Source organism: Vibrio anguillarum (genome assembly GCF_001989995.2).
In the GTDB taxonomy this organism is placed as follows: Bacteria; Pseudomonadota; Gammaproteobacteria; order Enterobacterales; family Vibrionaceae; genus Vibrio; species Vibrio anguillarum.
The window spans coordinates 1-14,987 of sequence record NZ_JAHGUP010000035.1 but is presented as its reverse complement, the minus strand read 5'-3'; the positions used below and the strand labels follow the sequence as shown (position 1 = coordinate 14,987).

Sequence of the window (14,987 nt, the reverse complement as noted above, 5' to 3'; positions counted from 1 at the left end):
AGAGCACGGATGGCATTGGCTAATTGTTTACGTTCCATAATAATTACCGACAAATAATAGAGTTAGAAAGGAAAGGGGAACGTTAATCGTTCCCCAAATTTTAATTCGTAAGTGGATTACAACTTGGCTGCAATCATGACTTCAAGTTTGCCTTGGTCAATGGCAAAGTTACGGATGCCTTCCGCTAATTTTTCTACGGCCATTGGGTCTTGGTTATGTTCCCATAGGAACTCTGCATGGGTCATTGCTGCAGGGCGTTCTTTGTTACCTTGAGAGTCAACCAGTTTTTCAACCACTTCACCTTCAGCTGCTTCGAGTTCTGCCAGTAAAGAAGGGGCAATAGTCAAACGATCACAGCCTGCTAACTCTAAAATTTCACCGATATTACGGAAGCTTGCGCCCATCACGACTGTCTTGTAGCCATGTTCTTTGTAGTAATTGTAAATAGCAGTCACGGACAATACACCAGGATCTTCTTGCGGTGCAAAATCACGGCCTTCTTTGGCTTTATACCAATCCATAATACGGCCGACGAATGGAGAAATAAGGAATACGCCTGCTTCTGCACACGCGCGTGCTTGAGCAAAGGAGAATAATAGAGTCAGGTTACAGTTGATGCCTTCTTTTTCAAGGATCTCTGCTGCGCGAATACCTTCCCAGGTTGAAGCCAGCTTGATCAAAATACGGTCGTTAGTAATGCCAGCATCGTTGTACATTTTGATCAGTTGGCGCGCTTTTGTCACGCTACCTTCCATATCATAAGAGAGGCGAGCATCGACCTCGGTAGAAATACGGCCCGGAATCGTTTTTAGGATCTCTTTACCGATATTGACAGCAAGCATGTCACAAGTATCTTGAACTTGTTGAGCCTTGTCTGAGCTCTGTGTTTTTGCGTATGCGATAGAAGCATCAATCAGTGGCGCGTATTCTGCAATTTGAGCCGCTTTAAGAATGAGAGATGGGTTAGTGGTCGCATCTTCTGGTTGGTATTTTTTGATTGCGTCAATTTCACCAGTGTCAGCAACAACAGTCGTCATTTTACGAAGTTGCTCTAATTTATTGCTCATATCGATCATCCTATTTCTTTGGGCCAAGCCAGATTTTGAGTTTGCTGGGCATTTGCAAGCGGGTTAGCAATCACATAGTCATGTCTTACACATGCCAGAAAAGCTAACTCAATTATTTCCAGCGACCGAACATTTGCGTTGAACATTTGCTCGATCGTTGAGTAAATGATGTAGCCATATTTATCTTATCCACTGGGAAAGTCAATCGCTGTTCTGAGGTTATAGTGATATCAATCAACTATTTTTTTGTGAATTAATCTAAGTGCTGATAAATAAACGTTTGCTTAGATTTATCAAGGGTTGAAAGCGAACGTTACTGTGCATTGATTAGAGTGAGAAAATGTAATTTCCGTGAGCAAATGTTGCAAAGTAAATGAGGCTTAACCTATGCTAGGTCAATGAGCAAATGCTCAATTGTCGTTATTCTGCGCACAATATTGACTATGAGATCCCGTATGACCACTCCCAATCAAGACATTTCTATCGAAAATACTGACTTATTAACTGAAATTTCAGTGGCTTATTACCAAGATGGTGCAACTCAAGAAGAGATCTCGAAAAAGTTTTCTCTTTCACGAGCCAAAGTAGGGCGAATGCTTAAACAGGCACGCGATGAAGGGATTGTCGAAATTACGGTGAAATATCACCCTGTTTTTAGCGCCAAAATTGAGCAGCGACTGATTGAACGCTTTGGCGTAAAACGTGCGCTGGTTGCACTTGACCAACCTAGCGAAGAGTTGCAGCGCCAACAAGTGGCGGGGTTGGTTTCCAATTACCTGACCAGTACGCTAAAAAACGGCATGGTTGTGACCGTTGGTCAAGGCCGAAATGTATCGGCCGTTGCGCATCATATTGGCGTGATCACACCACGAGAGTGTAAGTTTGTCTGTAGTATTGGTGGCATTCACCCAAGAGGTGGGATGTTTAATGCGGATCATATCTGTCGGCAACTGGCCAAAAAATACGGTGGAAGCTCTGAAACGCTTTATGCGCCTGCCTATGCTGAAAATCGCGAACAAAAATTGGCGTTTATGCAAAATGCAACCGTCAAACAAACCTTAGATTTAGCACGTAAGGCAGACATTGCGTTAGTGGGTATTGGGGATATGAGTGAAAACAGCTACATGGTCGACCTCGGTTGGTTTACCGCCGATGAAGTGGTGCAGTCGCGTTTACAGCAAGGTGTGGTAGGGGATTTCGCTGGTTATGATTTTTTTGATATCCACGGTAAAGCTGCCAATACGGTGATGAGCGATCGTGTGATTGGCTTAGGGATTGACGAATTTCGACCGATCGCTGAGGTAATCGCTATCGCGGCTGAAAACAGCAAACCTTTAGCGCTGCTTGGGGCGCTACGCACCGGTGCAATTGATGTGATTGCCACCAGCGTAAGCAACGCGTTAACGGTATTGAATTTAGATGAGCAGATACAAACCGTCATTGGTTAGTGGATTCAGGTTAGTGAATTTAGGCTCATAAATTAATCTGCAATAACTGTAACGTGATTTTAAGATCTGAGTTTGGCTCGCATTGGCTGATTATTTTTAAACTTAAAATATATTTCTCTGCTGTATTGACGCAAACCCAAGGAGAAACTTATGAACAAGTTGATGATCGCCCTTCTCGTTGTTGCGTCATTTAACGCCACCGCAGAGACAACCAAACCCGTCGTGGCGGGCTACTTTGCTGATTGGCAATATGAAAATGAGCAAAACCCCTACACAGTTAAAGATATTCCAGCAGAGAACTTGACTCATGTTATTTACGCCTTTTTGAGTATGTGTGGCCCCCATTCTGGAGCCAGTGAAACCGTACAAAAGCAAATCGCTAAGCAATGTGAAGGAAAAGCACCATTTAGTGCGATTGTTGTTGATACTAAATCCGCACTAGAAAAAGAGTTTGGTGCAGTCGATGTACCAGTTCCTTACAAAGGTCACTTCGCTCAACTTGCGCACGCAAATGAAGAAAGACTATCCGACGCTTAAGATTCTGCCTTCATTTGGCGGCTGGACAATGTCTGAACCGTTCCACGCAATGATAAAAGATCCTGCTACGATCAAGCATTTTTCCAAAACAGCGGTTGAACTTATAGAGCAGTACGCCTTCTTTGACGGCATCGATATCGATTGGGAATATCCGGGTGGTGGCGGTTTAACTACTTCGCCTTGGAATCCTGATACGAAATTAACCGACGAACAAAAAGAAGCAGAAAAACAGGCCTATACCGAGCTGATGAAAACATTACGTGCTGATTTGGATGCGTTGAGTAAAAAGACGGCTCGCCACTATGAACTTTCTACTGCTGTTGGGGTTGGAGCGAAAGCGGCTCAGATAGATTGGCCAGCCGTATCCCCTTATTTAACCAATATGTTTGCGATGACTTATGATTTTCTGGGTGGTTGGGGAACGCAAACGGGCCATTTAACCAATTTACATGCGACGGATCGCAGTTGGTGGGGAATGGGAGCCGATGTGTTTATCAATCAAATGATCGAATTGGGTATACCAAGCGAGAAATTGGTTATTGGCGCGGCGTTTTATGGACGTGGTTGGCAAGGCACTCAAGATTATGAGGGTGGTTTGCCTACGGCTGATCTTGTGTCTGAGCAGGGAGCGCCGTTTGGGACAGGTGAAAATGGCTATTTCATGTTCTGGGATTTGATGAAAAATTACCGTGCTGCACAAGGTTATCAATATGGTTACGATCAAGAATCGCAAGCACCATATTTATGGAATGCAGAAAAGAAAGTATTTATCTCGTATGAAGATGAACGTTCAGTGCGCGCCAAAGCCAAATGGGCAAAATCAGCGAAGCTAGGGGGAATTTTTACATGGGAACTTTCAGGTGATCCTTCAGGTGAATTGATCAAAGCAATGGCTGATGAGTTGAAATAGCACGCTTTGTAAAACATGATCAAATCCCCACAATGGTGGGGATTTGATTAAGAGACTAAAGCTCAATAGGCAGCTCAGTGCGCTGCCCCCATTCTGTCCACGAACCATCGTAAACGCACAGTTTTTCGTAGCCGCAAATTTGCGCAGCCAGCAGCACAATACAGGCGGTTACGCCTGAGCCACAACTGAAAATGTATTGCTCTTTTCCAGCAGCCAGCGTCGCTTGCATAATAGGTTGTAGATCTTGCGGTGATTTCAGCTTATGCCCATTCATCAACTCTGTAAAAGGTAAGCAAATAGAGTGAGGAATATGGCCGCTGCGCACGCCTTCTCTTGGTTCTTTTATTTGACCCAAAAAACGGGCTTGTGAACGTGCATCAACAGTTAAGCTCTCTGGGTTCTCTATTTGTGCAAGCACATAGTCTGCGTCCACAAAATAGCGAGGATCGAGCGTGCCATGGAAGTTTCCGTGTTTAAAGGCATGTGTGTACTCTTTTACAACGGGTAAACCTTGGCGTTTCCATTCGGTTAATCCACCATCAAGAACGTATACCGACGCATGTCCCATTGCTTTGAGCATCCACCATGCTCTCGGTGATGCAAACGTTCCGCTATTGTCATAGACAACGACGATCGAATCGTGGTTTAAACCGATCGATTGTGCTAATTGGTTAAAGCGATCTTCACTAGGCATCATATGAGGTAGTGGCGATTGTAGGTCACAAAATTCACCATCATAATCAAAGCGGCGAGCGCCGGGAATGTTATGCAGAGTATCTTTCTCAGTTTCACTGGGAATTTGGAATTCAATACTGCAATCAAGAACAACGGTGCGCGGGTCGCCTAACTTTTGTGCTAGCCATTGGGGGGAGACGAGTGGTGACATGAGTTTAACTCTCCTATTGTGTGGGCTGATGCGGTGGACGAACGAGAAAGACATTATTGAGTCTTTGTCGTTCATTTACTGGCAAGTCTGGCAGTGAGTGAGTTTGATTAAGTTCATTTCTCTCCACGTCATTGAAAGAGCGTCCAACATCAAAATTTTGCCTTGTTTTACCTGCCCATATTGAGCGATCACTTTGATCGCTTCCATCGCTTGTACCGCGCCAATAATCCCGACGACAGGAGCCATTACGCCCGCTTCGACGCAAGTGAGTACGTTACTACCAAAAAGAGCGCTTAAACATTGGTAACAGGGCTCGTCTGGGTGTTGATACATAAACACGCTGATTTGCCCTTCCATACGAATCGCAGCACCAGATACCAGTGGTGTTTTAGTTTGAAAGCAGAGTTTATTCAATTGGTTACGAGTATCAAGGTTATCTGATGCATCCAGCACCAAAGAATGCTGTTCAATTAATGCTTTCAATTGTGCATCTTCAAGGCGTTGATCAACGGTATTTACCGTTAAATACGGGTTAAGCATACGCAGTGACTCTGCCGCTGAGTCCACTTTTTTACGTCCAATATCGGCATCACTGTGTAGCACTTGGCGCTGTAAATTAGAGAGCTCAACCACATCATCATCGATGAGCGTGAGTGAACCAACACCTGCCGTGGCAAGGTATTGGCTTGCAGCGCAGCCCAATCCTCCTGCGCCAAGAATTAAAATAGAGCTTTGTTTAAGTGCTTCCTGTCCTTCAAAATCAAACTGTTTGAGAATGATTTGTCGGTTGTAACGCAGTAGCTCTTGATCAGATAGGATCTCCATAGTGATCCTTAATACAAGCTGGGATTAAAAAGTTGGATATTGACGGTTTCGCCCACTTCCACTCGGCCACGATCTTGTTCTAACACCACAAAACAGTTGGCGAGACTCATCGAACGAAATGCCCCCGAACTTTGGTTTCCGGTAGTTTCAACAACAAACTGGCCATTTTCAATTGTGTAAATACCGCGTTGGTAGTCAGTACGACCCGGTGATTTTTTAAAGGCATTTTTAGTGATGGCTGGAATGGACTCCGGTGCTTTCCACTGAGTGTGTCCAGCCAATTTAGCCAGCATAGGTTGCACCAAGACGTATAGGGTTAATACGGCTGAGACGGGGTTGCCAGGTAAGCCACAGAACCAAGCATGATCTAATGTTCCAAATGCAAACGGTTTGCCCGGTTTTATTGCCAGTTTCCAAAAACCGATTTCTCCGAGTTCTTGCAAAATATCTTTGGTATAGTCAGCTTCGCCTACACTTACGCCGCCAGAAGTAATAACCACATCGGCCAAATGTTGAGCTTTATCGAAGGTAGCTTTTAAAGTGGCAGGGCAATCAGCAATGATCCCAAGATCAATCGCTTCACAACCAAAATTCTCAATTAATGGTTTAATGCCATAACGATTACTGTCATAGATTTGCCCCTCAGCAAGAGGTTCACCGAGTGGTTTTAGCTCATCTCCAGTTGAGAAAAAGGCCACTTTAGGTTTACGAAAAACGGTCACATGGCTGATGCCGAGTGTGGCAATCATTGGGATATCACGCGAAGTCAAGCGAGCCCCTTTATGTAGCACTACATCGCCTTGTTTGATGTCATCACCAGTGGGGCGAATATTTTGCTGAGGCTTTGCATTCGGCTGTAGAAAGCAGATACCATTTTCGTTTTCGGTCGTTTGCTCTTGCATGATCACCGCGTCGCAACCAGCTGGAATTTTCGCGCCAGTCATAATTCTCACGCAACTGTTGGCTGGCCACGGCCCTTCAAATGGAAGACCGGCAAAAGATTTGCCAGCCAGCGGCAGGGTGGTTGACTGTTGCAGGTCAGCTAATCGAATAGCGTATCCATCCATCGCTGAGTTATCGAAAGGCGGCACAAAAATGGGTGAGAGTAACTCTTCGGCCAACACATAGCCTAACGCGTCGGCTAGCGGTAGTTTCAGCGTCGTTTGGATGGGTTTGATATTCGCTAGCATTGTCTCTAACGCTTGTTCGATAGGCATTAAGCCCGGTGAATCACAACAGCCCATGGTCGGTTCCTATAGCTTTTTTCTTTGCGAGGACTTTATCATACATTGCTTACGGGCAATAATGACCATCCTTAAAATATGGATGTAATTATTCAAAATTCCGAGTATCCTTGTCTGCCATCCGAAAGGGGTAAAAAGTAAGAGGAATCGGAATGCTAGGTCTTAGCGAATCAGCAAAGTTGGTCAAAGATGCGCTAGAGAGCCGAGGTTTGGAAACGCCTATGCGTCCAAATGAGGTTACTCGTGAAGAAAAGAAAGAAAAAATCGAACACCATATGCGTGAGATCCTCACACTACTCGGTCTTGACCTGACCGACGACAGTTTAGAAGAGACGCCCCATCGAATTGCGAAAATGTATGTGGATGAAGTGTTTTCTGGCCTTGATTATCAAAACTTCCCCAAAATTACTGTGATCGAAAACAAGATGAACGTCAGTGAAATGGTGCGCGTAAAAGAGATTACCGTGACCAGTACCTGTGAGCATCACCTAGTGACTATCGATGGTAAAGCTGCGGTGGCGTATATCCCAAGAGGCAAGATAATTGGTCTTTCTAAGATTAACCGTATTGTACGTTTTTTTGCTCAGCGCCCCCAAGTTCAAGAGCGAATGACACAGCAGATTCTGGTGGCTTTGCAAACCTTACTCGGTTCAGACGATGTCGCGGTCACCATTGATGCCACTCATTACTGCGTTAAGTCACGTGGTGTTATGGATGCGACCAGTGAAACGACCACCACAGCATTAGGCGGTATTTTTAAATCTAACCCTGCCACCCGCGCCGAATTTTTCCATGGTTTACATTAATCGGATCTCAGTTGAGTCCATCGATTAACGTTGATCAACTAAAAAAGCCCTCGCAAGTGAAGTCGAGGGCTTTTTCGTTTTACCACGCACGCTTTATTGAAACAGAGCCAAATTTTATTTAAACAGAACCAAGTACTCGCCATAGCCTTCAGCTTGCATCGCCTCTTTTGGTACAAATCGCATCGCGGCAGAGTTCATGCAGTAGCGTAAGCCAGTTGGTGCTGGTCCATCCTCAAAGACATGACCTAGGTGAGAATCTGCAAAACGGCTGCGCACTTCGGTTCTGGTATAAAAAAGCCGAGAATCGCTTTTGGTCGCAATATACGCTTCATTAATTGGCCGAGTAAAACTGGGCCAGCCTGTACCAGAACGGTATTTGTCGGTAGAAGAGAATAATGGCTCTCCGCTGACTACATCGACATAAATACCATCGGCTTTGTTATCCCAATACTCATTGTTAAATGCGCGTTCAGTACCTTCTTCTTGCGTCACGTAATATTGCAAATCAGTCAATTTGGCGCGTATCTTTTCATTAGAAGGTTTGGTGTATACCTTAACGTTGTTTTGCATTTTTTGCGCTTCGATCAATTGACGTAAGGTTTTTGGATTCTCATTACGATCTTTACCGAAGATGGTATCAAGATATTGATCACGTCCGGAAGCATGACGATAGTAGGTGTAACGTACTTTGCTCTTTTTATAAAAGTCTTGGTGGTACTCTTCAGCAGGCCAAAATTGGCTGTATTGAATCAGCTCTGTTTTGAGCGGCTTTTTGAAGATCCCTAGCGCATCGATTTCTTGCATAAAGCGCTGCGCGGTCTGCTTCTGTTCACTGTTGTGATAGAAAATGGCAGGCCGATACTGTGGGCCTCTATCAACAAACGAGCCTTGATCATCTGTCGGATCAATGTGGCGGAAAAAATGATCCAATACATTCTCGTAGCTGACAACTTGCGGATCAAAGGTCACTTGAATCACTTCAATGTGGCCCGATTTTCCTGATGAGACTTGTTTATAGGTAGGGTTTTCAAGGCTGCCACCCGCATAACCAGAGACAACGCTAATGACACCGTTGAGTTTTTCAAGATCAGATTCTGTACACCAAAAACAGCCCCCGGCTAATGTCGCGATTTGCTGATTACCAATGCTGGGCATGGTTTTAGGCTGAGTTTCTGCTTGGCTAAATAGCGAAAACAGAATAGGCACAATAAGTGCTATTGAGAATATAAAGGGAGTAAAACGTTTCATAACCGACCTTACTTATTTTTTATTGATACTGGTAAAGAACGGTGAAAAGCGAAAAAAATTACAGAGAAAGAAAACAAATAGCGTGAAGAAAACCTTTCTGAGCCCGAAGATTTGTGCTCAGAAAGGTTAATTTCGAACAATAATATCAGGTTAGGCCGATAATATTTCCTTTAGAATCAATGTCTAAATACATGAAGGCGGGTTTTTCAGGAAGACCCGGCATGGTCATCACGTTGCCGCATAGCGCATAGATAAAGCCAGCACCCGCACAGAGCTTTAATTCGCGGATCGGTACATCAAAACCTTTTGGTGCGCCTTTAATCGCAGCGTTGGTTGAAATTGAAAGCGGCGTCTTCGCCAAACAGACAGCAAGCTTCCCGTAACCTTGCTCTTGCATGTTGTGCATTTGACGTCGTGCTTTATCAGTAAAAGTGACGCTTGCCGCGCCATAGCCCTTTTTCGCTACGGCGTTGATCTTATCTTCGATCGTCTGCTGTGCTTGGTATAACGGTGTGAACGTACTCACTTTTTCACACTGCTTAATGACTTTGGAAGCAAGCTCAGTCGTCCCTTCTCCTCCAAGAGCAAAACCTTCACTCAGTGCAACCTCAACCTGGTAGGGTAGTGCGTGAATCATCATTGTGAGCTGCTCAAGCTCTTCTTGGTTGTCTTGTGGAAAGCGGTTAATGGCAACCACGGCGGGTATTCCATACTTACTCACATTCTCAATATGCCATTTGAGATTTTCAAAACCGGACACCAGCGCGGCATGGTCTGGCTGAAATAGAGTGTCGGGAACTGGCTGGCCGGGACGCAATTCATACAGACCAGAGTTCGCTTTTAAGCCGCGAAGTGTGGTGACGATAACGGCGCAATCTGGCGCTTTCCCAGATGTCGCGGCTTTAATATTGCACGCCTTTTCAAATCCCATATCAGAGCCAAAGCCGCCTTCTGTTACAGTAAATTCGGCTAACCTTGTGGCGATGTCATCAGCGATAATAGAAGAGTTACCGTGAGCGATATTGGCAAAAGGCCCGGCGTGAATCAGTGTCGGTACGCCTTCTAACGTTTGCATTAATGTAGGTTCAATCGCCTCTTTCATACTGACAGCCATCGCCCCAGCGACTTGTAAATCTTCGGTGGTAATCGGTGTACCATGGTGACTATAGGCGACGACAATCCGCCCAATCCGTTGACGCAGATCGTTTAAGTTTTTGGCTAAGGCCAGAATCGCCATTAGCTCAGAAGCCGCAGAAATATCAAAACCATCTTCACGCTCAAAGCCATTGATTGATTTATCCGTTTCATTTCGGCCAACGGTAACCATGCGCAGTGCGCGATCGTTGTGATCCATCACTCGCTTCCAAACCACATTATTCGGGTCGATACGCAGTGCTTTCATTGCGGTGCGTTGCTCGAAATCGTCATAACCAAGGCGCTGTTCGTGATAGATCCGGGCATCTATCGCCGCTGCCGCTAGGTTATGCGCGGCTGTGACGGCGTGGATATCGCCAGTGAGATGCAAATTGAGCTCTTCCATTGGTGCCACTTGTGAATAACCGCCGCCAGCGGCTCCGCCCTTAACACCAAAGATTGGTCCCATTGAGGGTTGACGAATACATGCCATCACCGAATGACCCAATTTTGCCATTCCTTGTGATAGGCCGATGGTCGTGACGGTTTTTCCTTCCCCTAATGGCGTTGGGGTAATGGCAGTCACAAGGATTAACTTTCCAACCGTTTGTGTTTGCAAACGTTCAAGGCAACTTAATGAAATTTTCGCCTTAAAGCGGCCTTGGCTGTGGAATTCGCTGGCGATGAATCCTGCTTTGTTAGCGATAGCCTCTATGGAGGTTAATGAAGTGGCGCGGCAAATTTCAATATCAGGCAGCATAAAACCCTCATTATTTAGTATTGTACGGGTTGGGAAAACGTTTGCGTCGCGATAATAACGTCAAAAAATGGGTTGTAAAGTTATTTGATGAGTGGATTATAAACTAATGTCTGAGCTTTTAGCTCGATTCTTCGTTCTCTTTTGTGTCATTGTCGTTGGGCTCTTTATGATGATCATCTTCAAGTTGATCACTATCTTGTTGATCATAATGCTTGACGACAAAGGGGGTTAACATAACGGAAGAGGGAAGAAAACGTTTCATATGGATTTCCTTGTTTGTTAGTAACTGAACATATGGTATTGAAACTCGACTTACACTGCTTTAGCTCTGACGGCCTTTACTCTATAATGCGGCGTTTTTACTAGGCCAACCTTACCTCACTGCGGATATTTTATGATTTCAAAAAACCAACTGAAACTACTTCGTGCTTTAGGCCAAAAGAAACAGCGCAAGGCTTATGGCCTGTTTTTAGTGCAAGGCGAAAAGAACGTGTTGGAATTGATTAACAGCCAACTGACGGTAAAGCAGGTTTTTGCCACTGCGGAGTTTATCGCACAAAACCGCGTTGAGCTTAGTGTTTTTGAATGCATTGAGGCCACATTAGATGACTTAACCAAAGCCAGCACCTTGGTGAGCAATAATGCGGCAATCGCAGTCGTTGAGATCCCCGAAGTGACGGTGCCTGAAGCGAAAGGATTGATGATCGCTCTCGATGGTGTTTCTGACCCCGGTAATTTAGGGACGATTATCCGTGTTGCCGATTGGTATGGCATTAAACACATTGTCGCTAGCCACGATTGCGCCGATCCATACAATCCCAAGACCATCAGTGCCACCATGGGTAGCTTTGGGCGTGTTACGGTGAGCCAAGTGGATTTGGGTGCTTATTTACAGAGTTCAAATCTACCTGTTTATGGGGCTTTTTTAGAAGGTGAGAACGTTCATCATACGAAATTTTCAGATGAAGGAATTTTATTGATGGGCAGTGAATCGCATGGTATTCGTGCCGAAGCGGCTCAATATGTCACCGACAAAATCACCATTCCCGCCTTCGGGGGAGCAGAGTCACTTAACGTAGCAATGGCTACGGGTATCATTTTGGATAACCTGCGCCGCCAACATCACTAGATCAAACCAAGATCACTCGGTCAAAAAGTAAAGCTTAAAAGTTGTTGCTTTGGATTGTCGTCAAAAAGCGTGATAACGGATGCCGTGTTTGCGCTTTTTTTATAACGCTAGTTATAAGAAGAAAAGACTACTTCTCTAACATCCCCAGTTTGTTTGGCACGCCATTCCATTTTTCAGCATCATCCATGGCTGGTTTGACTTCGGTTTGCACTGGCCATATGTCGGCAAGCTCAGCATTGAGTTCGATGTAAATCTTCTGATCTTCTGGGAGTTCATCTTCTTGAAAGATAGCTTGAGCTGCACATTCAGGAACACATAAACCGCAATCAATGCATTCAATGGGGTTGATCACCATAAAATTGGGGCCTTCGTGAAAGGCATCTGCAGGGCATACCGCGACACAGTCAGTAAATTTACATTGGATGCAATTATCCGTTACGACAAACGCCATGATGATCAGCTCTTAGTTAGTCAAAAATGAAGAATGGGGATAATACGCATCCCAAGTTAAATTTCAACATCCAACGCTATGAATATCTAGCGTAACGTGTGATGAATTCGGGATTTAGTATGACAGATAACGCCATTTCCCGTAAAATGCGCGCCATTGTGAGCAGGCCGCTTGCGGCTTTGGCTAAGACACCGACTAAAACGAGACACCGACATGATACGTTTAACCGAAATTAAACTTCCTTTGGACCACGAGGAAGGGGCAATTTTTGCTGCTATTACTGAAAAACTTGGTATTGCTGATGAACAAGTCCTTTCATTCAATATGTTTAAACGTGGCTACGATGCTCGTAAGAAAACGAAAATCATGCTGATTTACACGCTAGATGTGAGCGTGGAGAATGAAACGGAGTTACTTGCTCAGTTTGCTGATGATCCGCATGTGAAAGTGACGCCGGATATGGAGTACAAATTCGTTGCTCAAGCGCCAGCGAATCTTACTGAGCGCCCTGTGGTGATAGGCTTTGGCCCTTGTGGTCTATTCGCAGGACTGATTCTTGCTCAAATGGGGTTTAACCCAATCATTGTCGAGCGTGGTAAAGAAGTGCGCGAACGCACCAAAGATACCTTTGGTTTTTGGCGTAAACGTACATTGAATACTGAATCTAACGTGCAGTTTGGCGAAGGTGGAGCGGGAACTTTTTCTGATGGAAAACTCTATAGCCAAGTGAAAGATCCTAACTTCTATGGTCGTAAGGTCACTACAGAATTTGTCGCTGCGGGCGCACCTGCTGAAATCATGTACGTGAGCAAACCGCACATTGGCACGTTCAAATTGGTGACCATGATTGAAAAAATGCGTGCCAAAATCATCGAATTAGGCGGTGAAATTCGTTTTAGTACTCGTGTTGATGACATTCACATCGAAGAAGGGCAAATTACCGGGCTTACGCTGTCAAATGGTGAGGAAATTAAAACGCGTCATGTTGTCCTTGCGGTCGGTCATAGTGCACGTGATACCTTTGAAATGCTGCATGAACGTGGCGTTTATATGGAAGCCAAACCCTTTTCAGTAGGGTTCCGTATTGAACATAAACAATCAATGATTGATGAAGCGCGTTTTGGTTCGAATGCGGGTAACCCCATTCTTGGCGCGGCGGACTACAAATTGGTTCACCACTGTAAGAATGGCCGCACCGTTTATAGCTTCTGCATGTGCCCCGGTGGCACGGTAGTGGCGGCTACTTCTGAAGAGGGGCGCGTTGTGACCAATGGCATGAGTCAATATTCTCGCGCAGAACGTAATGCTAACAGTGCGATTGTAGTGGGTATTGATCCTGAACGTGATTATCCCGGTGATCCGCTAGCGGGCGTGCGCTTCCAACGTGAACTTGAATCACGAGCTTATCAACTTGGCGGCGAAAACTACGATGCGCCAGCACAAAAAATTGGTGACTTTTTACAAGGTCGTGATCCGAGTGCGTTAGGTGATGTCGAACCCTCTTTTACACCCGGCATCAAGTTGACAGATATTTCAAAAGCGTTGCCTGATTTTGCCATTGAAGCCATTCGTGAAGCGATCCCAGCGTTTGATAAGCAGATCAAAGGATTTGCCTCTGAGGATGGTTTGTTAACTGGAGTAGAAACTCGCACGTCATCACCCATTTGCATTAAACGGGGTAAAGATTTCCAAAGCATCAACCTGAAAGGCTTTTATCCGGCAGGTGAAGGTGCAGGTTATGCGGGCGGGATTTTATCAGCAGGCATTGATGGTATTAAAGCGGCCGAAGCATTGGCGCTTTCTATGGTTAACGAAGCTGAAAAAGCATCATAATTTGCAATATTAAGCATAAGAAAAGGCTCATTGGAGCCTTTTTTATTACAGGGACGATTAGATTCGTTATCACATTGAATTTTAAAAGTTTCTTCTGATAGAGATTATCATTTAACTAAAAACAATCTAAACTAGCCCGAACATTATGAGGAGAGATCATGAAGTACGACTGGATTTTATTTGACGCTGACGAGACCTTGTTTCATTTTGATGCTTTCAAAGGTATGCAGCTGATGTTTGAGCGCAAAGGAGTGTTGTTTACTGAACAAGATTTTGCGCAGTACCAAGAAGTTAATAAACCACTGTGGGTCGATTACCAAAATGGTGATATCACGGCGGCGCAGTTGAAGCATACTCGTTTTGCAGAGTGGGCAGAAAAGCTCGCGACGACAACCACGGAATTAAACAGCGCATTTCTTGAAGCCATGGCTGATATCTGCACTCCACTACCAGGAGCAAAAGAGTTATTGGATGCCCTTACAGGTCGAGCGAAACTTGGCATCATTACTAATGGTTTTACCGAACTTCAAGCAATTCGTTTGCAAAGAACGGGGATGAGTGAATACTTTGACCACGTGATTATTTCAGAAGAGGTTGGTGTAGCGAAACCCGATCACGGGATTTTTGCCTACGCGTTAGACAAAATGGGCAACCCTGCTAAAAATCGTGTATTGATGGTAGGGGATAACCCTACGGAAACCGCATGAAC

Annotated in this window: 12 protein-coding genes and 2 pseudogenes; 6 read left to right on the top strand and 8 right to left on the bottom strand. The window is 44.9% G+C overall.

Translation table 11 applies throughout. The features are described 5' to 3' along the window. Nucleotides 1–116: 116 nt before the first annotated feature. On the bottom strand, nt 117–1,067 hold the full coding sequence (gene tal / locus PL85_RS09710) for a transaldolase (RefSeq protein ID WP_026027792.1): 951 nt from the start codon (nt 1,065–1,067) through the stop codon (nt 117–119). Between the two features lie 455 nt (nt 1,068–1,522). Here tal and PL85_RS09705 point away from each other — a divergent pair, with 455 nt between their 5' ends. After that, nucleotides 1,523–2,515 (top strand): sugar-binding transcriptional regulator, encoded by a 993-nt coding sequence (locus tag PL85_RS09705; protein WP_013867843.1) that lies wholly within the window; start codon nt 1,523–1,525, stop codon nt 2,513–2,515. A gap of 162 nt (nt 2,516–2,677) precedes the next feature. Further along, a pseudogene (locus PL85_RS09700) lies at nt 2,678–3,962 on the top strand (glycoside hydrolase family 18 protein). Nucleotides 3,963–4,017: 55 nt separating this feature from the next. On the opposite strand, the gene PL85_RS09695 reads toward PL85_RS09700, so the two are convergent. From PL85_RS09695 to moeA, 3 genes are read right to left on the bottom strand one after another with little or no spacing between them, the layout of a single operon-like run. Next, nucleotides 4,018–4,902 (bottom strand): sulfurtransferase, encoded by an 885-nt coding sequence (locus PL85_RS09695; RefSeq protein ID WP_174223874.1) that lies wholly within the window; start codon nt 4,900–4,902, stop codon nt 4,018–4,020. A gap of 21 nt (nt 4,903–4,923) precedes the next feature. Next, complete coding sequence (gene moeB / locus PL85_RS09690; protein ID WP_115340219.1) at nt 4,924–5,673, bottom strand: molybdopterin-synthase adenylyltransferase MoeB; 750 nt, start codon at nt 5,671–5,673, stop codon at nt 4,924–4,926. A gap of 8 nt (nt 5,674–5,681) precedes the next feature. Next, a complete protein-coding gene (gene moeA, locus PL85_RS09685; RefSeq protein ID WP_017046934.1) occupies nt 5,682–6,917 on the bottom strand; it encodes a molybdopterin molybdotransferase MoeA in 1,236 nt (411 codons plus the stop codon). Between the two features lie 152 nt (nt 6,918–7,069). Here moeA and folE point away from each other — a divergent pair, with 152 nt between their 5' ends. Beyond that, nucleotides 7,070–7,723: a GTP cyclohydrolase I FolE gene (gene folE / locus PL85_RS09680; RefSeq protein WP_013867838.1), complete on the top strand. Its 654-nt coding sequence runs from the start codon at nt 7,070–7,072 to the stop codon at nt 7,721–7,723. Nucleotides 7,724–7,837: 114 nt separating this feature from the next. On the opposite strand, the gene msrB is transcribed toward folE, so the two are convergent. The 3 genes from msrB to PL85_RS09665 all read right to left on the bottom strand — a co-directional run bounded on the left by msrB (nt 7,838) and on the right by PL85_RS09665 (nt 11,127). Continuing rightward, entirely contained in the window at nt 7,838–8,971 is a 1,134-nt protein-coding gene (msrB, locus tag PL85_RS09675) for a peptide-methionine (R)-S-oxide reductase MsrB (protein WP_115340218.1), read from the bottom strand. Between the two features lie 145 nt (nt 8,972–9,116). Beyond that, the gene (locus PL85_RS09670) at nt 9,117–10,865 is read right to left on the bottom strand and encodes a formate--tetrahydrofolate ligase (protein ID WP_115340217.1); all 1,749 of its coding nucleotides are present in this window, start codon (nt 10,863–10,865) and stop codon (nt 9,117–9,119) included. Between the two features lie 118 nt (nt 10,866–10,983). Next, nucleotides 10,984–11,127: a hypothetical protein gene (locus PL85_RS09665; protein WP_013867835.1), complete on the bottom strand. Its 144-nt coding sequence runs from the start codon at nt 11,125–11,127 to the stop codon at nt 10,984–10,986. 132 nt (nt 11,128–11,259) lie between these two features. Here PL85_RS09665 and PL85_RS09660 point away from each other — a divergent pair, with 132 nt between their 5' ends. After that, a complete protein-coding gene (locus PL85_RS09660) occupies nt 11,260–11,994 on the top strand; it encodes an RNA methyltransferase (protein WP_115340216.1) in 735 nt (244 codons plus the stop codon). A gap of 127 nt (nt 11,995–12,121) precedes the next feature. On the opposite strand, the gene fdxA is transcribed toward PL85_RS09660, so the two are convergent. Beyond that, nucleotides 12,122–12,445, bottom strand: a complete 324-nt coding sequence (gene fdxA, locus PL85_RS09655) for a ferredoxin FdxA (protein WP_010318513.1) — start codon at nt 12,443–12,445, stop codon at nt 12,122–12,124. Between the two features lie 213 nt (nt 12,446–12,658). Between fdxA and PL85_RS09650 the strand changes: the two genes are divergently transcribed. Next, nucleotides 12,659–14,278 (top strand): NAD(P)/FAD-dependent oxidoreductase, encoded by a 1,620-nt coding sequence (locus PL85_RS09650; protein WP_038171574.1) that lies wholly within the window; start codon nt 12,659–12,661, stop codon nt 14,276–14,278. Nucleotides 14,279–14,436: 158 nt separating this feature from the next. Continuing rightward, nucleotides 14,437–14,970: pseudogene (gene yjjG / locus PL85_RS09645) on the top strand (pyrimidine 5'-nucleotidase); the annotation flags it as partial. Between the last annotated feature and the right edge of the window lie 17 nt (nt 14,971–14,987).

Coding starts and splice junctions, on each gene's coding strand:
- PL85_RS09695 (WP_174223874.1), bottom strand. CDS start 4,902: ATGTCTTTCTCGTTCGTCCACCGCATCAGCCCACACAATAGGAGAGTT.
- PL85_RS09660 (WP_115340216.1), top strand. CDS start 11,260: ATGATTTCAAAAAACCAACTGAAACTACTTCGTGCTTTAGGCCAAAAG.
- PL85_RS09665 (WP_013867835.1), bottom strand. CDS start 11,127: ATGAAACGTTTTCTTCCCTCTTCCGTTATGTTAACCCCCTTTGTCGTC.
- PL85_RS09670 (WP_115340217.1), bottom strand. CDS start 10,865: ATGCTGCCTGATATTGAAATTTGCCGCGCCACTTCATTAACCTCCATA.
- PL85_RS09650 (WP_038171574.1), top strand. CDS start 12,659: ATGATACGTTTAACCGAAATTAAACTTCCTTTGGACCACGAGGAAGGG.
- moeB (WP_115340219.1), bottom strand. CDS start 5,673: ATGGAGATCCTATCTGATCAAGAGCTACTGCGTTACAACCGACAAATC.
- fdxA (WP_010318513.1), bottom strand. CDS start 12,445: ATGGCGTTTGTCGTAACGGATAATTGCATCCAATGTAAATTTACTGAC.
- moeA (WP_017046934.1), bottom strand. CDS start 6,917: ATGGGCTGTTGTGATTCACCGGGCTTAATGCCTATCGAACAAGCGTTA.
- PL85_RS09705 (WP_013867843.1), top strand. CDS start 1,523: ATGACCACTCCCAATCAAGACATTTCTATCGAAAATACTGACTTATTA.
- folE (WP_013867838.1), top strand. CDS start 7,070: ATGCTAGGTCTTAGCGAATCAGCAAAGTTGGTCAAAGATGCGCTAGAG.
- tal (WP_026027792.1), bottom strand. CDS start 1,067: ATGAGCAATAAATTAGAGCAACTTCGTAAAATGACGACTGTTGTTGCT.
- msrB (WP_115340218.1), bottom strand. CDS start 8,971: ATGAAACGTTTTACTCCCTTTATATTCTCAATAGCACTTATTGTGCCT.